Genomic DNA, 17713 nt, shown 5'->3' on the forward strand with positions numbered 1-17713 from the left:
CGGAAGTCATTGGACCAGGCTGTTCAACCAGTCTTCCAGATTGGTGAACCCGTCGCCGTCGCGGTCGACCGCGCCATCGGCCGTGGCCGGATCAAGGCCATTGGCGGTCTCCCAGGCGTCGGGCATGCCGTCGCCATCCGTGTCGGTCCAGGGGCGGCCGGGGGCGAGATCGGGCCAACCGCCGACGTCGGTCTGGCTGTTGATGATCCGGCCCGTGCCGTCGACGACGCCGGCGAGGATGCGCGCGTCCACGGCATCCCGGGCATGGGAGGCGCCGGCCCCGGCCCCGGCCCCGGCCCCGGCCAGCACCGACGCGAAGGCCTGATCCGCTGTTTCGGTTGCGCCCATGGCCCAGTCGGGCAGGGCGGTCAGACGATAGCCGGGCGTGTCGTCGCCCGTGACCGGCGCCCAGGGATCGGCCGGCACGACGCCGTCGATGCTGTTGCCCTCGAACCAGGCGTGAGCCGCCGTCGATTCTTCCTCGAAGATCACCGCGCCGGTGGAGTCCGGGCCGCGCCTGTAGGCGTTGCCGGCGAAGACATAGGTCGAGACCGTCGCCGGGTCCTTGTCGGAGTTGTAGCCGGCGTGACCCTGGCCCCAGTCGTAGAAGACGTTGTTGCTGAACTCGAAGCGGGGCCCGACCGGATCGATGTCGGGCGTCAGATAGTTGCCGGGGCGCGGCATCCGGGCGCGGTGGGCGGCCCACAGGTTGTGGTGGAAGGTGAAGCGGGCGCCGCGATTGCCGCGCACCAGCGAGCCATAGCCGTGGTCGCCCTTCGAATGGGCGGACAGGTTCAGGCTCTCGGCGATGATCGACCACTGGACGGTGACGGCGTCGATGACCCGGTCGCGGCTGCCGATCGACAGGGTCTCGTCCACGGACCAGGAGGCCGACACGTGGTCCAGGATGATGCGCTGGCCCCGGTCGATGGTGACCGCGTCGGTCTCGACCCCGTCCTCGTCGCCGAGACGCGAACGGACATAGCGGATCACGACGTCGTCGGCCGAGATCAGCAGGGGCTGGCCGCGCAGGGTGATGCCGCCGCCGGGCGCGGTCTGTCCGGCGAGGGTGAGGCGCGGCTCGCGGATGCGTAGTGGTGTCGCCAGCCGGATCGTGCCGCCGATGTCGAATACGACCGTGCGCGGTCCGTCTGTCTCGACCGCGGCGCGCAGGCTGCCCGGGCCCGAATCGTTCAGGTTGGTGACCCGCAGGACCGCGCCGCCACGCCCGCCGAGCGCCAGCCGCCCGGCCCCTTCGGCGCCGGGGAAGGCGGGAATTTCCGCAGGTGCCGGCTCGCCGGGCGCGAGCGGGGCGAGGGCGAGAAGGGCCAGCAGGCCGGGCAGGGACATGGGCGATCCGGGCTTCAGCGGCCGGCGATGTCGGCGTAGGTGAGTGTCCAGCCCAGATCGAGCGGGATCGAGGTGTCGCGTGCGCGGCTGCTGCAGCGCACGACGCTGCGGAAGGGTCCGGTCGGCGTCTGATACTCGGGGCCGAGGGGAGCCGTCGCACAGGTTTCCAGCCCCGAGACGGTGAGGCCCTCCAGCGGTCCGCCGCTGTAGGCGATGCGCCAGCCGGCCCCGTCCCGCCGGACCGAGGTCACAGGCTGGAAGGCAGCGAACTCGAAATCCAGATTCACCGGTCCGGTCCCCTCGCGGGCTGCATAGGTGTCGTGGCGGGCGACCTCTCCCGGGGCGAAGCGGTAGCGGGTCAAGGCGCTGATGCGGTCGTCGGCGACCGGCGCCGTCTCGCCCATGCGGTCCATGGCCGACTGCCGGACGTCGAGCCGGACGATGTCGCCGTCCTCGCTATGCGAGACCTCCGACAGCCAGGCGAGCGGCTGCAGGACGCTGCCGTCGGCGAGGGTCACACGGGTGATCAGCTGGGGAAAGCTCGCGTCGGGCGATCCGGCGATCAGGCCGGGCGAGAAGGGGATCGGAAAATAGGGGTTGTTCATATGCTGGGTCGGCCCGCCGTTCACGATCGGCAGACCGAACAGTCGCGGGCCGTCGATCACCGTCAGCAGGGCCCGGTCGTGAACGCCCCGATCAAACCAGGTCAGGGTGGACCGGGGCCGGGAGCGCCGCCAGGCGGCGAGGTCGGCGGTCGGGGTGCGGTCCTCGTAACCGAGGCGGTTCCAAAGGGCGTTGGTATAGACGTGCTGACGCGCGAGGCTCAGGTTCTCGCCGAGAATGCGGTGCTTGCCGCGATAGGCGTCGGTGCGCCGGCCCTCGTCCCACAGGTTCACCGATCCGGTGTCGGGGTCCACCCAGAAGTCCATGTAACGGGCGGTGATGGCGCTGGACAGGGCATAGGCGACATCCATTTCCTCGGGACTGAGCACCCCGAGAACGGCGGCGGCGGTCAGGACCTCCAGCATGGCGGTCTCGCCATAGGCTCCGATCGAACGACCGTATTCGAATCCGTCGCCGTCTGGTCCGGCCCGCAGCAGAACCAGGTCGGCCGACAGACGCAACCACGCCTTGACCTGTTCGGGCGGCTCGCGCCCCACGTCGATGAACCGCTGGGCGATCTCGCCGATGAGCAGGACGCTGTAGCGGTCGAACCGCCCCTGACCGTCGGTCTCGTCCGCGAAGCCGAAGTCCGAGTAGGTCGAATAGTGGGCCAGCGTCTTGTCCAGCAGGGCGTCGGCCGCGCGGGCGTCTTCCCAGCCGAGGAGGTTCCGCAACTGTGCCACACTGTAGGCGACGCCGTAGTAGTTGTTCGGCAGATCGATCAGGGTCAGGTCGCTTTCGCGAACAAAGCTGCGCCAGTCGAGTTGCGTCCTGAGCCGGGCCAAGGTTACGGGATCAACGGCGTCCGCGAGAAGGCCCGCCTGTTGCAGTCGATTCAGGGCCAGCAGCGAATAGTAGATGCCCCATTCCGTGTTCACGTCCGCCACGGTGAGGGCGGCAAGATCACGGAACCCCTCGATATAGGCGGATCGTCGCGGATCGTCGGCTGACGTCTCGAGGATGAGGTTGGCCATGCCGACTGCGATCTTTCCGGGCAGGAATTTGTCGGTCACCCCGAACACGGGCTGACCATCGATAACCATCTCGCGGCGCTCGGCCATTAGTCGAACCAGCAGCGCCTCGACCTGTGGCGAGAGGCGTTGTGTGACGGTCTGGTTCATGGCCGCTGGGATGGTGACCCGAGCCGCCATGTCGCGGCCAGACGAGGGCGTCATGCAGCCCGCAACGAGGAGTGCCGCCACCGAGGCGCATGCGAGGGAAAGGCCCGGCTTCATCTGGCTATTGTTCCCAATCTGGCGGCCGGTCGGGGAATGGAAAGATATGCCGGTGCCGTGGTCCTGACCACAGGGGCACCGGCTGAGTCGCTTCAGGAGGCAAAGCGCAGGAGAGGGATCGTCATCGCGTGTCGGCTCAGTATTTGTATCGAACCCCGAACACGAACTCGCGGCCGGTGTGTTCGTAGTTCAGGTTGTTCTGGCGCTGGCTGTTGATCCAGCGTTCGTCGTACTGGTCGGTCAGGTTGATGCCTTCCAGCGAGACGGTCAGGCTGTCGCCGATGTCGTAGGACATGGAGAAATCGACGTTGGTCGATTCAGCCTTGCCCTCGACGTCATTGCTGTTCGCCCCCGGAACCCGGATCAGATACTCGTCTCGGTAGGTCGTCGAGACGCGCGCCTCGAACGGCCCGTTCTCGTAGTAGAGGGTGGCGCTCCATGATTTCGGCGACTGGCCCACGATGGGCTGGCGGGTGGTGGTGCCGAGGGTGGCGCTGACGATGTATTCGATCTCGGATTCGACCTGGGTGTAGTTGAACAGTCCGCCGAAGCCTTCGAACGGCGCGGGCAGGAAGTTGAACGGTGTCTGCAGGGTGATCTCGAACCCGTCCAGGTCGCCGCCGGGCGTGTTGCGGCTGGAGGTGAAGATGACGTCCGACGAGGGCGACACGCCGGCCGGCAGGATGTCGTTCGGGAAGCCGGTCTGGGAGAAGGGTAGGCGTTCGCGTGTCGTCTGGACAAAGGAGTCGATCGACTTGTGGAACAGGGCGAAGCTGAACAGGGCCTCGTCATAGGGATACCATTCCACGCTGAGGTCGTAGTTGGTGGCGCGGATGGGATCGAGGAACGGGTTGCCGACCGTCAGGGTCACATCCGCCACTCCCTGGGCCACAGAGCCGCCGGGGGTCAGCTGGTTCAATGCCGGGCGCGCCATGACCTTGGCGGCAGCAAAACGGACGATCAGGTCTTCGACCGGCTCAATTGAGACGTTCAGGGCCGGCAGGGTGTCTTCGTAGGTGTTGGTCAGGTTCAAAGTGCGCGTGCCCAGCAGGCCGGTCGTATTGACCTCAGTCTCGACATACCGGACGCCGAGGTTGCCTCGAACCGGCATGTTCCAGAGCGCGGCCTGGAAATCTGCTTGCAAAAACAAACCTTTGGAGGCCTCGGACACGGAACGCGTTTCGCCCGCAAATGGCGTCACGCGGAAATCTCCGAAATCGTTGACGCAGTTGCAGCTGTACCCGATCAGGGCATCAAGGCGGGCGATGTCCGGGATAACCCAGCTCGTCGGAGTGCCCCCTGGCAATGTCAGGGAGCCCCGGTTGAGGCTGGACACCGTGGTCGAGTACTGGTCGATCGTGACGCCGCGAGCAGCCAGCAACGCAAGGGCGGAAGCCGGCACGGCCTCGACCGCCTTGCGGTTCTCTTCCACCGCAAACCCGAACTCCTTTTGCGACGCGCCGGCGTGAATGGTCAGGCTATCGTTCAGATCGTAGGTGAACTCGGCCTCGATGGTGTCGTAGGTGTTCTCGGTCCGGTTCGGACGCAGGCGGATGATCGAGGCATCACCAAGGGTCGCCGAAGGGCTGAGCGACCAGCTTGCAGGGTTGCTGACGTCGAACCCGTAGCTGATCGCCGGGACGTTGATGTCGCCCGAATAGTCATAGCTGTATCCGTCCACGTCGTAACGGTCGAAGGACACCGTCGTCTGCTGGGGGTTGGATCCGATAGCCTCGGAGCTGCCGATCAGACCACGGAAGCGGAAGCGGTCATTGAACTCATGGGTCAGCGTCAGGGCGTTCTGTGTGAACTCGGTGGACAGAACGTCGATCCGCTGTTCGGTCCGGGCGTCGACGTCGTCAAAGGTCGCTGCGATCAGGGTGTTGTTGTTGTCGATCCGGCCCCGGACCAGGTCCATGGCCCGGAAGCCCTGGACCCCGGCTTCCCGTGCGGGGCTGATGATCTCGAGGAATTCCTCGTTCCGGGTCTGGTCCAGCTTGGCGTAGAGCGAGTCCAGCGTGAGGCGTGTCCGGTCCGTGACATCGAACTGAATGGATCCGGTGACCCCCAGACGCTCACGATCATAGCTGATCCGGCCATACCGGGGGATGCGGGGATGGGCGGCGAGATGCGCGGCCTGTTGCGCTGCCAGCCCGGTCAGGGTGCGGCCGTCCGCTGTCGTGATGGTTCCGACCGACTGATAGCAGCGGGTGGTGTTGACGTAGGAGGTGATCACTCCGGCGACCGTCGTCGGCACGCAACCGTCGTCAGCCGGGACACGGAAGCCTACGGAACTGGACCCGTCCTCAAAGGTGTTCCGGTTGCTGTAGGCCGCCGAGACCAGCGCGCCCAGGCGGCCGTCCAGCCAGCGGTTGCTGATCAGCATGGTCGCGCGAGGGCCGGTGTTCTCCGACAGGTCATTATAGGTCGCCTGGGTGCCGGCGGCGAAGGTGAAGCCGGAGTAGTCGAACGGACGGGCGGTCTGGAGATCAACAGTGGCCCCCAGTGAGCCTTCGTTGACAGAGGCCTCCTGGGACTTCCGCACGGTGATGCTGTTGAACAGCTCGGACGCGAAGACGTTGAAGTCGAAGCCGCGGTTCCGGTTGGCCCGGCCCTGATCGCGCCCGCCGGTGGTCGCGAGTGCCTCAAGGCCGTTCAGGCGCACCCGGACGAAGTCAGAGCTGAGGCCCCGGACGTTGATCGATCGTCCCTCGCCGCCGTCGCGGTCGATCTGGACCCCGGGGACTCGCTGGAGCGATTCCGCGAGATTGAGATCGGGGAAATCGGCGATATCCTCGGCGCTGATGGAGTCAACGATCGAGTTTTCATTCCGCTTGACCGCAATGGCGGCCTGAAGCGAACGGCGGAAGCCGGTCACGACGATCTCGTCCAGCGCGGTCGCCTGTTCGGTTTGACCGGCGGTTTGTGCGTTCGCTACGGGGCCGAAAGCCCAAGCCGCCACCGAGGCGCACAGAATCCCCTTCAAAGTCATCGTCTTCTCCCCCTGCCGTCGCTTCTTGATGAAACGTTTCTCGGTTTCTGGCACCAAGTGATACCGGTGTCATCGAAAACGTCAAGTGCCACCGGTGTCATTTCAGGCTCCTCCCTGCTGTCGCAGGGACCGAGCCATCTTTTCCGTCGGTCCTACCCCGCCATGCGCTTGCGCCCCGTCACCACCACGTCGACCGTACGGTCGCGGCGGATGCGGGCGATGCGGCTGTCGAGCGCCTGGGTCACGTCGCCGACCGTGACGGTGGTGATGACGCGGTAGTGGTTCGAGGTGAAGCCGGTGCCGGGCAGGGACGGGGCGCCTTCGGTCGAGAGGTCGGCGGGGTTCAGCAGGCCGTTGCGGGCCCGGACCGCCAGCAGCTTGCCGGCGACCTCGGGGTCTTTCGTCACCAGGGTCAGAAGGGGCAGGCCCACGGTGTTCAGGTTGATGGTCGCGTCCTCGGGAAGGATGACGACATAGGGGGCCAGCCGGTCGAGGTCGCCGCGCGGGACTCCGGCGGCGACGATCAGACTGTCGTCGGTCAGGGGGCCGGCGACGCGGACGACCGAGGCGATGCGGATCAGGGACGCCGGGTCGAGATTGAGCGAGGCGCCGATGGCCTGGAACAGGGCGATGGGGGCGGCCTCGCCGGACTGCATCGCGTTGAGGTTGAAGCGGGACTGTTCGTCCTCGATGGCCAGGGCGAAACGGCCGCCGGGAACGGCGATGGCCTGCTGGCCGAGCTGGGCCCAGGGTTCTGAAAGGTTATCCGTTCCGGCGGCGACGAGGGCGTCGCGACGCAGGGTGGTGACGGCGGACAGCTCTCCGGCGCGGGCGTAGGCATTGGCCTGGGCGGCGTCGCGCAGGCGGGTGGAGCGCTGGACCTCGATGTCCTGGGTCGAGACCATGATCAGGACCGCGACGCTGGCGACGGCCAGGACCAGCAGGACGTTGAGAAGGATCATGCCCTCGCGGCGGGTCACCCTGAGCTTCATGGCGCAACGACCGGCGGCGCCGGCTCCATCAGCGGGATGGAGGCGACGCGACGCAGGGTGGCGGTCGGCTGGCCGTCGACACCGGTCAGTGTGATGTCGAGCGCCACGGCGGTGACGCCCTCGTCAGGGGCGGGGCCGGTCGCGAGGAGCCGGCCGTCGGGGCCGATCAGGGGCAGGGCGGGCTGCTGCGGCTGGGGCCAGGCGTCGAGCCAGTCGCCGCGACGGCGGTGGAAGGTCCAGCGCAGGGAAGAGACCCGGGTCAGCAGGGTCTGAACCCGCTCGCCGCCCGCGCCGGTGATCGTGCGGGTCAGGGCGTCGCCGTTGAGGTCGTAGCGGACATTGACGATGCCGCCGGTAATGTCGGCCTTCTGCAACGACAGGGAGGTGGCGCCGCCGCCCAGCGAGCCGGTGATCTGGTCGAGGTCGGAGGAGACGACCAGCATGGCGCGCTGGATCTCCGCCATCCGGCCGAGCCGGGTGTCGGTCGCGTCCTGGGTGCGCAGGACGCTGTTCAGCAGGGTGAAGCCGGCCACGCCGATGAGGGCGAACAGGGCCATGGCGATCAGCACCTCGATCAGGGTGAAACCTTTGCGACGGCGCTTCGCTTCGTCCGCACCCGTGGTATCTGCGGCGCGGAACGGGAGGCGCGACGATGCTGAAGGTCTGGAGGACACGCGAGGGCGAAGGCGGCCGGGCTGCGGGCGCATTTCAGTTCGAGCGGCTGACGGTGAAGGTGACGCGCTGGCGCGTGGTGCTGGCCGGCGTCGCGGCCGGGGCGTATGCGCTCGGCGTGATCGCCATGGCGCCGTCCGAGATCATCGTCGCCCACTCCTCCAACGGGGAGCGGCAGGCGGTCGGGACGGTCTGGGCCGGAGAGCGGGCCATGCCGGGCGGGTTCGGGGCGCGCTGGGCGGTGATGCCCTTTTCTTCGATCCTGCATCTGTCGGGGGCGCTGCGGCTGGCCCTGCGCGGGCCGGACACGGCGGCGACGGCGCAGGTTCTGGCGCGGCCGGGGCGGGTGCTGGTCCGCGACCTGGAGGGGACGGCGTCTATGCGGCTGATCAATGCGGCAGCGCCGGGCCTGCCGTTCGCCTGTTCGTCGGTTATGCGGTTCGACGTGGCGCGGCTGTCGCTCAAGGGGAGGCCGGAAGGGGCGGGGACGATCCCGGTCTCGCCCGGTGATTGCGCGCCCTCCGGCGGCGGGGCGGCGACCCCTCTGCCGGCGCTGAACGGGACGGTCTCGGCGGACGGTGCGGCGACCACGGTCGTGTTCGCGCGGGCGGATACGGCCGCCGAGGTCATGAAGGCGCGGGTGCAGGCGGACGGCGGGCTGACGGCCTCCATCGAGCCGGGCGGCGTCGGCCTGATCCCCGGCGTCGGGGCGCCGGTGTCGATCGAGACGTCTCTGTAGGGTCTCGAAACCCGCTGCATCTCTTTCCGTGCACCCCGGCGAAGGCCGGGGTCCAGATCACAGACCGGAACGGCCGGGATCGCGCACCTGATTTGCTGATCCCCGGACGGTGTCCGCCCTCTGGACCCCGGCCTTCGCCGGGGTGCACGGTGGAGGAGGATAGTCACAGCCCGGCGAGGTTGTTGAGGTTCACGATCGGCATGAGGATGGCGAGGACCATCAGCAGCACGATCCCGCCCATCACCAGAAGCACGCCGGGCTCGACCAGGGAGACGAGGGCCTGGACGAGGCTGTCCAGCTCCTGTTCCAGATCCTGGGCGGCGCGTTCGAGGCCGTGGCCGAGCTTGCCCGACTGTTCACCGGCCGCGACGATGGCCAGCAGCAGGGGCGGGAAGATCTCGGCCTCGGCCATGGCGCGGCGCAGGGACGAGCCTTCGCGGACGCGGGCGGCGACCATCAGGGCGCGTTCGCGGGCGAAGCGGTTGGGGGTGACGGCGGCGGAGGCCTCAAGCGCCTCGACCAGGGGCACGTCGGAGCGGACGAGGGTGGCCAGCGATCCCGCGAACCGGGCGGCGTTCAGGTGCTGGACGAAGCCGGCGAAGGGCGGGGTCTTCAACAGGAATTCGGCGAAGCGGCGGGCATTGGCGGGTACGGCCAGCCAGCGGTTCCACGCGATCCCGGCGATGACGAGCGCGATCAGCACATAGACCCCGAAGGCCTGGACGAAGGCCGAGAGGGCGATCAGGGCGCGGGTCAGGAAGGGCAGTTCGGCGCCGCGCGAGACGAACACCTTCACGATGTCCGGCACGACATAGATCATCATCAGGGTGATCATCAGCAGGGACACCCCGGCCAGCAGCGCCGGATAGAGCAGGGCCAGCTGGACCTTGCGGCGCGCCTTCTCCTGATTGCCGACGAACTCGGTCAGGTGGGCGAGGACGGTCGAGAGCTTGCCCGACTGTTCGCCGGCCGCGATCGAGGCGCGGTAGAATTCGGGGAAGACCTTCGGATGACGCCCCAACGCGGCGGCGAAGCTGCGGCCCTCGAGGATGGCGGAGCGGACGTCGGTCAGGACCACGCCGATGGGCTGGCCCTCGGTCTGCTGGGCGGCGATGCGCAGCGCCTCCTCGATGCGGATGTCCGAGCCGATCAGGGTCGAGAGCTGGCGGGTCACGGCCGACAGGGTCTTGGAGCTGATGCCCTGCCGGAAGATGACGATGCCCTTGGACAGGTCGGTCTTGCGGCGCTCGCCGGCCAGGGCGACGGCGGTGGGGAGCAGGCCCCGGTCGCGGACCAGCTGGCGCGCGCCGACGTCGGAGGCGGCCTCGATGGTCCCCTTGTGCGGCCTGCCCTCGGCATCGACCGCCTGGAAGGCATAGACCGGCATCAGACGTCTTCCCGGACCACGCGGGCGACTTCCTGGACGGAGGTCTCGCCGGCCAGGGCCTTGGCGGCGCCGTCTTCCAGAAGGCCGGGGCCGCGCTGGCGGGCGAGGCGGATCAGGTCGGCCTCGGCGACGCCGTCATGGATGGCCTGCTGCATCTCGCCGTCGATCTCGATGACCTCATAGACGCCGAGCCGGCCCTTGTAGCCCTCGCCCCGGCATTCGGGGCAGCCGACGGGGCGGAAGATGCGGGCTCCGACCGGGACCACGCCGCCGGTCATCTCGCTGTCGGCCTGGGTCGCCTTGCCGGGGGCCTTGCAGTGGGGGCAGAGGCGGCGGACCAGCCGCTGGGCGATCAGGCCCGACAGCATGGGGGCCAGCAGATAGCGTTCGACGCCCATGTCGGTCAGCCGGGTCACGCTGCCGACCGCCGTATTGGTGTGCAGGGTCGACAGCATCAGGTGGCCGGTCATGGAGGCGCGCACGGCGACCTCGGCCGTCTCGTGGTCGCGGATCTCGCCGACCATGATGACGTCCGGGTCCTGACGCAGGATGGCGCGCAGGCCCCGCGCGAAGGTCAGGTCGATGCGGGCGTTGACCTGCATCTGGCCGATGCCGTCGAGCGCATATTCGATCGGGTCCTCGACCGTCATGATGTTGCGGCGGCGGTCGTTGAGCCGGGTCAGGGCCGAATAGAGGGTGGTGGTCTTGCCGGAGCCGGTCGGGCCGGTGACCAGGATGACGCCGTGCGGACGGGTAATCATCCGCTCGAAGGTCTCGAGGTCGCGGTCGCTCATGCCCAGTTGGGCGAGATCGAGCGAGGTCGAGCCCCGGTCGAGCAGGCGCAGGACGACGCGCTCGCCGTGTTGGGAGGGGATGGTCGAGACGCGGACGTCGACGTCGAGGCCGCCGATGCGCAGGGTCACGCGGCCGTCGTGGGGTACCCGCTTCTCGGCGATGTCCAGGCGGGCCATGACCTTGATGCGGCTGACCAGGAGCGGCGCCAGGGCGCGTGCGGGCTGCAGCACCTCGCGCAGGACGCCGTCGATGCGGAAGCGGACGACAAGCCGTTTTTCTTCGGCCTCGATATGGATGTCAGAGGCCCCGTCGCGGATGGCCTGGAGCAGCAGGGCGTTGATCAGGCGCACGACAGGCGCATCGTCGCGGCTGTCCAGCAGGTCGTCGACGGCGGCGGCATCCTCGGCCAGGGCGGCGAGGTCGTCGTCCGAGGCGGCATAGTCGGCGGCGGGGGCGGCCTCGCCTCCGGTCTGTTCGCGCAGGATGGCATCGAAGCGGTCGTCGTCCACGGCCTCGAAGGCGATGTCGGCGCCGTTGACGCGCCGGACCTCCAGCAGGGTCTCGAGCGTCGCTGAGCGGCGGTGCAGGCAGACGGGGCGGTCGCCCCCCTCTCCTGAAGGCCGCAGGATCATGGCGCCCCGCCGGCGGGCGAAACCGTAGGCGAGGCTGGCGCTCGGGGTCGCAGTGTCTTCGGCGAGGCTCATCATCCCCTCCGTGCACCCCGGCGAAGGCCGGGGTCCAGATGGCGAACGGGATTGTTGGGGCTGAAGGCCTGGCGGCTCATCCCGGCCGACAGCCACTGTGATCCGGGCCCCGGCCTTCGCCGGGGTGCACGGTATGAAGAGAGGCTCATGGTTGAAGTACGCGCAGAGTGACGTCGACGACGCCTTCGGACGCCCCGCGCCGTATGTTGACGGAGGACAGGGTGGCGCCGGAGGCCTCCAGGGCCGCCAGCCAGGGAATGACGGCGTCGTAGCGGGCGCCGGTCACGCTGACCTCCGCAGAACTGTCGTCGCCGGTGAGCGTGGGGACGATGCCGAAGGTCGCGGCCTGGGTCGGGATGGCGGTCTGCAGCGGGCCGGACAGGGAGGCGGTCGGGCCGACCATGCCGCCGGCGGTGCGGACATCGACCATGACCTGCTCATAGGCGGCGATGCGGCCGATGGCCGTGGCGCGGGCGTCTAGCAGGGGGCGCAGGATGGCCAGCCAGACGATGGCGATGACGATCAGGCCGCCGAGGAAGGCGATCATCGCCTGTTCGCGACGCGAACGCGACATCATCCAGGCGGCGGCGTTGTCGAGGGCGGGGGACCTCATCCGGCGCCTCCCGGCGTGATCTGTATGGTGGCGTTGAGGCCGTTGGTGGCCTGGGTCGCGTCGACGGCTGCGGGCGCGCCGGTCGCGGTCAGGCCCGAGGCGTTCAGGGCGGCGACGGCGCGGTCCAGGGTGGCGATGTCGGAGACCGCGACGCCGAGATCGAGGGAGCCGGGGGCGTAGACGGCGGAGTTGAAGGCCACGGCGCCTGCGCCCGGCAGGGCGCCCGAGGTCTGGGCCAGCAGCCGGGTGAAGGGGCGGACGCCGCCGCCTGCGGAGGGCAGGACGCGGCCGGCGGCGGCGATCAGATCGTCTTCGGCCGCGATCTGCGGCGCGACGGACTGGAGCAGGGCGCGGGTTTCCGCCTCCTTCTTCTCCGCCATGCTGTGCAGCAGGAGGGTGTCTATGCCGAGGATGCCGATGTGGGCCAGGACGCCGATGCCGGCGACCAGGGCGAGGGTCCGGGCAAAGCTGGGCCCGCCGGAGCGGGTGGCTGCCCAGGGGCCCTGGCGCAGGTCGAGCGGCGGCAGGACGGCGACCGTCTCTCCCATCGACCCGAGCAGGGCGGCCTCGTGCTCGACCCCGTCGGCCAGGGCCTCTGGCAGGGGATCGCCGATGGTCTGGAGGCGGGGCTTGCCCGCAGCGGTCCAGGCCGCGTCGATGGCCGAAAGGGGCAGGGCGAATCCGGCGCCGTTGTCGGTGCGGACCAGGGCGCGATCCGCCTCTGCCTTGACCACCCAGGCACCCGGCGACGGCATCGGCAGGGTCAGGGCGTCGGGCAGCAGGATCGACGTCTCGAGCTCGGCCTCGGCCAGCATCGCGATCCACGACTGCATCCGCGCGTGGCGCACGACCCCGGCGATGTGGCGGCGCGGGGCGACTTCCATGCCGAGCGCGAAATGCAGGGTGGCCAGGGGCTCGCCGACCGCGTCCTCCAGCGCATAGGCCAGGTTGGCGACGCGCTGGGCGCGGGTGGGGAAGGGCAGGTCGACCGTCAGGGTCAGGACGTCTTCCGAAGGGACCAGAACCGTCGTCGGACCGGCGTAGGTCCGATCGACTGCTATGATTCTGTCATCGACGATGCGCCATAAGCCTCGGCTCGGAAGGTTCGAACGGGCGGGTCGACCGAGCATTGGCGAAACTCAATAGAAGGGCGTGGTCGGAGGCGTTGACCCGGTCTATAGCAGCGAAAACAAGCCTGTCGCCACTGGCTACGCCGTCGAGAAAAAGTGTCATGGTTACTTTGTCCAAGCGTCACAAGCTTGATCGTCGTCTTGAGGCGCGGCGTGCGGGTCTGACTCTGGTCGAGATGATCGTGGTGCTGGCCATCATCGCCGTGGTCGCCGTGCTGATCGTGCCCAATGTCATCGGCCGCCCTGACGAGGCGCGGGTGACGGTGGCCAAGACCGACCTGAAGACCATCGCGACCGCTCTGCGCATGTATCGCCTCGACAACGGCGACTATCCGACGACGCAGCAGGGGCTGGAGGCGCTGGCGTCCCGTCCGACCACGCCGCCGGAGCCGCGCGCCTATCCGGCCGAACCCTATCTGACCGAGGTCCCGACCGATCCCTGGGGCAAGCCCTATGTCTATCGCAGCCCGGGCACGGGCGGCGCCTACGACCTGCTGTCCTATGGCAAGGACGGCGAGGAGGGCGGCGAGAAGCTCGACGCCGACCTGAACGAACGCACGCGCTGATGAGCCGTGTCGGGGGACACAGTCTGAAGCGACGCTCGGGGATGACCCTGGTCGAGATCCTGGTGGTGCTGGCCATCGTCGGGGTGATGGCGGGCGTCGTCACCCTGGGCGTCGGCGCGGCCGATCGCGGGATGGGTGTCGAGACCGAGGCCAACCGTCTGGCCGACCGGTTGAGGCTGGCGGCCGACGATGTGCTGGTGACGCGCCGACCCCTGTCGCTGGCCTTTGACGGCGAGGGTTATGGCTTCGTGCGCGGCGACGCGGGCACGACCGGCGTGGTCGATGCCCTGGCCGGGCGGCATGCGCTGCCGGCGGGCGTCCGGATGGTCGGGCTGGGCGTAGCTTCGCCCGTGTCGATCGACCCCGACGGCGCCCAGCCGGTCGCGGCCTTCGGCCTGGCAAAGGGAGACCGCCGCTGGCGTGTTACCTTCGACGGACTGAACGCCGTGGCCGAGCCGGTGAGCGACGAGGCTCCCGCATGAGGCCCGGCTATTCCCTGATGGAGGCGCTGGTCGCCCTGTTCATCCTGGCCATCGCCACGGTGGGGTTGACGCGCGCGACCCAGGCCCATGTCGACGGCGTGCGCGGGCTGGAACAGAGGGTGGTGGCCCAGTGGGTCGCCGAGAACCGGCTGGTCGAACTGAATCTCGAAGGCCCGATGCAGACGCCGGACGCGTCGGTGGTCCGCATGATGGATCGCGACTGGGACGTGCGGGTCGCGCGGCGGAATACGGACGATCCCGATCTGGTCGCCGTGGATGTCGCGGTGTCTCCGGCGGGGTCGAGGAACGAGGCTGTGCGGCTGTCGGGCTTCGTTGACCGGGGAGCGACGGCATGACCCCGGAGCGCAGGGACGAGATCGCGCTGAGGGTCGTCAGCGTCGTGGTCGTGGGATCGCTCGCTCTGGCTCTGGCGGGGCTCACCTGGCGGCTGACGGGCTGGGACGACGGACGCGACGAGGTCGCGGTCGCTGAAAGTCTCGCGCCTTTGGGCGGCGCCGCGGCGCCGGGCGCCGATGCGGATGTAGCGCGGATCGTGTCGCTGGCCCCGTTCGGCGGCGCGACAGCGGCGGGAGGCCTTTCGGCCTCGACCCTGGGTCTGGTGCTGAAGGGCATCCTGATGGCGGATCCGTCCAGCGCCTCGACGGCCCTGATCGCGATCGGCGAAGGCCCGGCAGCCATCTATGGCATAGGCCAGACGCCGGTTGGCGACGCGGTGATCGAAGCCATCGAGGTGGACCATGTCATCCTGTCCTCCGGCGGCGCGCGCCAGCGGCTCGACTTCCCCGAGCCGGTCGCGATCGATCCGGCCACCGTGTACAGCGCCACGCCGGGCGCGGGGATCACCGTGATGCCCGTCCAGCCGCCGCAGTCGCCGGCAGCGGCGGCGGCCCTGGCGATGTCCTCGCCCGTGGCCAGTGCGGCGGCGGCGGCCTCGCAGCCCGCGCCCCGCGTCGCCGATCCGGGCGCGACCCCCAATGTCGCCGCTGCAGCCGGCGCTGCAGGCGTGACTCCGACGGCGTCCGGCTATCGCATCGGCCCCAATCCCTCGCCCGAACTGCGCCGCTTCGGCCTGCAGCCCGGCGATGTGATCGAGACGCTGAACGGCCAGGCGGTCGGCACTGCGGGCTCGGACCAGCAGCTTTTCGAACGCGCCCGGTCGGCCGGCCAGGCGCGCGTGGTAGTCGTCCGTGACGGACGCCGCCTGACCCTCAACTTTCCCCTTCGCTAGGAGCCCGGCGTGACGAAGTTTCTCCGCCTGACAACGACCAGCGTGCTGGCCCTCAGCCTCGCCGCCGGCCCCGTGGGATCGGCCTCTTTCGCGCAGACGGTCGCGCCCGCGCCGGTCGCCATGCAGGACGTGGTCATCAACATGCGCGGCGCCGACATCAAGGACGTCGCCGAACAGGTCAGCCGTATCACCGGCCGCACCCTGGTGCTGGACCCGCAGGTGCAGGGCCAGGTCAACGTCGTCTCGGCCGAGCCGCTGAGCCGCAATGGCGTGTGGGAGCTGTTCCTGTCGGTGCTGCGGACCTCGGGTTTCGCGGCCGTGCGCAGCGGCAATCTCTGGCGCGTCGTGCCCCAGGCGACCGTGGTCCAGAGCGGGGCGTCGGAGACCGGGGCCGCCAGCTCCAACCAGCAGATCGTGACCCGTCTGGTCCGCCTGCGGAATCTGCCGTCGGATCAGGCCGTGCGCGCCCTGCGGCCGCTGGTGTCGTCCTTCGGCGCCATCGAGGCCCTGACCGAACCGAACGCCGTCGTCGTCACCGACTACGCCGAGAACATTCGCCGGGTGCAGGAGCTGGCCGCGACCCTTGATCAGGGCGGCGGGACCTCGTTCGACAGCATCGCCCTGCGCCACGCCTCCGCGACCGAGGTGGCGGCCTCTGTCAGCGCCCTGCTGGGCTCTGACGCCGGCGGCCCGCGCGTGACGGCCGACGAGCGCTCCAACGTCCTGTTGATCCGGGGCGACGCGGCCGACCTGGCCCAGGCCCGATCGATCGTCGCGGCGCTCGACACCCCGGGCGGGGCGACGCCGGTCACGCGGGTCGTGCGTCTGAGGAACTCCGACGCCGAGTCGATCACCGAGATCGTGCGCGGCCTTCTGGGCGGCGAGCCGTCGGCGACCAATCCCGTGGCGCGGTCGCTGCGGGGCAATACCGGACTGGCCAGCCTCAGCGCCTCCAACCGCGACACGGCGGCCATGGCGGCCAGCGCCCTGACGTCTGGCGCCGGCGCGGCGGCTTCCTTGCCCGCATCCGGGTCGCCGGCCCGCGCCGACGGCTTCACCCTGGAAGGCGTGACGGTTCAGGCCTCGCCCGAACTCAACGCCGTCGTCATGCGCGGCCCGCCGGCCACGGTGGACATGCTGGAGGACGTCATCAGCCAGCTCGATCTGCGCCGCGCCCAGGTGAAGATCGAGGTCGCCATCGTCGAGATCACCGGCGAACTGGGCGAGCAGATCGGGGTGCAGCTGGGCCTCGGCGGCGCGGTCCCGGCCGACGGCGTGGTCGGGGGCACCGGCTTCTCCAACGCGGGGAGCGACCTGGGCACGGTTTTGAGCGCGCTGGGCTATCCGGCCGGGCGCCTGCTGGGCGCGGGCCTGTCGCTGGCGGCGGGGTCGGAGGGCGACTTCGGCCTGCTGCTGCAGGCCGTGGGCACCAACAATGCGGCCAACCTGCTGTCCTCGCCCAGCATCACCGTGCTGGACAATGAGGCGGCCGAGATCGTGGTCGGCCAGAACGTGCCGTTCCGGACCGGCAGTTTCGCCACCGACGGCAACTCGACCAATCCCTTCACCACCATCAGCCGCGAGGATGTGGGCCTGACGCTTCGGGTCGTTCCCCGCGTGCACGAGGGCGGCGTGGTGCGGCTCGAGGTCAGCCAGGAGATTTCCTCGCTGGTGCCGACGGCGATCATCGGGGCGGCGGATCTGGTCACCAACCGGCGCAGCCTGCAGACTTCGGCCCTGGCCGACGACGGGGAGACGATCGTGCTGGGCGGCCTGGTCACCGACGACCGCCAGACCGCCAACAGTCAGGTGCCCGGCCTGGGCAGTCTTCCGGTGATCGGCAATCTGTTCCGCTCGCGGCGTGACAGCCAGACGCGGCGGACCCTGTTCATCTTCCTCAAGCCGACGATCCTGCGCGACAGCGCCTCGGTCGCGCTCGATGCGCAGGACGCCTACGACCGGCTGCGGCGCTCGGAGCCGGTGCGGCTCGATCCGACGCGGCCGGAACCGATTGCCCGCGACCCCCGACTCCAGCCCGAGGTGGATGAGGTTTTCTAGACCGCCCCACTCCGTTCATCCCCGCGAAGGCGGGGACCCGGCGCCTTGGGCGATAGACCTGCCCGCCCCCGTGCTGACAGCAATCC

15 protein-coding genes are annotated in these 17713 nt (G+C 69.3%); 6 read left to right on the plus strand and 9 right to left on the minus strand.

Translation table 11 applies throughout. The features are described 5' to 3' along the window. Positions 1 to 6 precede the first annotated feature (6 nt). The 5 genes from ACP7AB_RS14255 to ACP7AB_RS14275 all read right to left on the minus strand — a co-directional run bounded on the left by ACP7AB_RS14255 (position 7) and on the right by ACP7AB_RS14275 (position 7906). Positions 7 to 1350 carry a pectate lyase family protein gene (locus ACP7AB_RS14255; RefSeq protein ID WP_425992495.1) on the minus strand — a complete coding sequence of 448 codons (1344 nt, stop codon included), beginning with the start codon at positions 1348 to 1350 and terminating at the stop codon, positions 7 to 9. Between the two features lie 14 nt (positions 1351 to 1364). After that, positions 1365 to 3248 carry a hypothetical protein gene (locus tag ACP7AB_RS14260; RefSeq protein ID WP_426046167.1) on the minus strand — a complete coding sequence of 628 codons (1884 nt, stop codon included), beginning with the start codon at positions 3246 to 3248 and terminating at the stop codon, positions 1365 to 1367. 136 nt (positions 3249 to 3384) lie between these two features. Continuing rightward, positions 3385 to 6240, minus strand: coding sequence for a TonB-dependent receptor (locus tag ACP7AB_RS14265; RefSeq protein WP_425992497.1), 2856 nt, complete (start codon positions 6238 to 6240; stop codon positions 3385 to 3387). Positions 6241 to 6392: 152 nt separating this feature from the next. Further along, positions 6393 to 7220 carry a general secretion pathway protein GspK gene (locus ACP7AB_RS14270; protein WP_425992499.1) on the minus strand — a complete coding sequence of 276 codons (828 nt, stop codon included), beginning with the start codon at positions 7218 to 7220 and terminating at the stop codon, positions 6393 to 6395. 8 nt (positions 7221 to 7228) lie between these two features. Beyond that, positions 7229 to 7906, minus strand: a complete 678-nt coding sequence (locus ACP7AB_RS14275; protein WP_425992501.1) for a prepilin-type N-terminal cleavage/methylation domain-containing protein — start codon at positions 7904 to 7906, stop codon at positions 7229 to 7231. Between ACP7AB_RS14275 and ACP7AB_RS14280 the strand changes: the two genes are divergently transcribed. Then, a complete protein-coding gene (locus ACP7AB_RS14280; RefSeq protein WP_425992503.1) occupies positions 7885 to 8643 on the plus strand; it encodes a hypothetical protein in 759 nt (252 codons plus the stop codon). The two genes, ACP7AB_RS14275 and ACP7AB_RS14280, sit on opposite strands and share 22 nt — an antisense overlap. Before the next feature lie 163 nt (positions 8644 to 8806). On the opposite strand, the gene ACP7AB_RS14285 is transcribed toward ACP7AB_RS14280, so the two are convergent. The 4 genes from ACP7AB_RS14285 to gspL form a co-directional block, all read right to left on the minus strand. After that, entirely contained in the window at positions 8807 to 10030 is a 1224-nt protein-coding gene (locus ACP7AB_RS14285; RefSeq protein ID WP_425992505.1) for a type II secretion system F family protein, read from the minus strand. Further along, positions 10030 to 11529, minus strand: coding sequence for a type II secretion system ATPase GspE (gene gspE, locus ACP7AB_RS14290; protein WP_425992507.1), 1500 nt, complete (start codon positions 11527 to 11529; stop codon positions 10030 to 10032). The genes ACP7AB_RS14285 and gspE overlap by 1 nt, the downstream gene beginning before the upstream one ends. Before the next feature lie 145 nt (positions 11530 to 11674). Beyond that, on the minus strand, positions 11675 to 12142 hold the full coding sequence (gene gspM, locus ACP7AB_RS14295) for a type II secretion system protein GspM (protein WP_425992509.1): 468 nt from the start codon (positions 12140 to 12142) through the stop codon (positions 11675 to 11677). Then, the gene (gene gspL / locus ACP7AB_RS14300; protein WP_425992511.1) at positions 12139 to 13272 is read right to left on the minus strand and encodes a type II secretion system protein GspL; all 1134 of its coding nucleotides are present in this window, start codon (positions 13270 to 13272) and stop codon (positions 12139 to 12141) included. Before gspL ends, gspM begins: the two co-directional genes overlap by 4 nt. A 101-nt stretch (positions 13273 to 13373) precedes the next feature. Here gspL and gspG point away from each other — a divergent pair, with 101 nt between their 5' ends. From gspG to gspD, 5 genes are read left to right on the plus strand one after another with little or no spacing between them, the layout of a single operon-like run. Further along, complete coding sequence (gene gspG, locus ACP7AB_RS14305) at positions 13374 to 13838, plus strand: type II secretion system major pseudopilin GspG (protein WP_425992512.1); 465 nt, start codon at positions 13374 to 13376, stop codon at positions 13836 to 13838. Continuing rightward, entirely contained in the window at positions 13838 to 14320 is a 483-nt protein-coding gene (locus ACP7AB_RS14310) for a prepilin-type N-terminal cleavage/methylation domain-containing protein (RefSeq protein WP_425992514.1), read from the plus strand. Before gspG ends, ACP7AB_RS14310 begins: the two co-directional genes overlap by 1 nt. Further along, the gene (gspI, locus tag ACP7AB_RS14315) at positions 14317 to 14676 is read left to right on the plus strand and encodes a type II secretion system minor pseudopilin GspI (protein WP_425992515.1); all 360 of its coding nucleotides are present in this window, start codon (positions 14317 to 14319) and stop codon (positions 14674 to 14676) included. The genes ACP7AB_RS14310 and gspI overlap by 4 nt, the downstream gene beginning before the upstream one ends. Next, positions 14673 to 15569 carry a type II secretion system protein N gene (locus ACP7AB_RS14320; protein WP_425992517.1) on the plus strand — a complete coding sequence of 299 codons (897 nt, stop codon included), beginning with the start codon at positions 14673 to 14675 and terminating at the stop codon, positions 15567 to 15569. The genes gspI and ACP7AB_RS14320 overlap by 4 nt, the downstream gene beginning before the upstream one ends. Positions 15570 to 15578: 9 nt before the next feature. Next, positions 15579 to 17627 (plus strand): type II secretion system secretin GspD, encoded by a 2049-nt coding sequence (gspD, locus tag ACP7AB_RS14325; protein WP_425992518.1) that lies wholly within the window; start codon positions 15579 to 15581, stop codon positions 17625 to 17627. Positions 17628 to 17713 lie beyond the last annotated feature (86 nt).

The sequence above is a fragment of the Brevundimonas sp. TWP3-1-2b1 genome (assembly GCF_049896165.1).
Lineage (GTDB): Bacteria > Pseudomonadota > Alphaproteobacteria > Caulobacterales > Caulobacteraceae > Brevundimonas > Brevundimonas subvibrioides_B.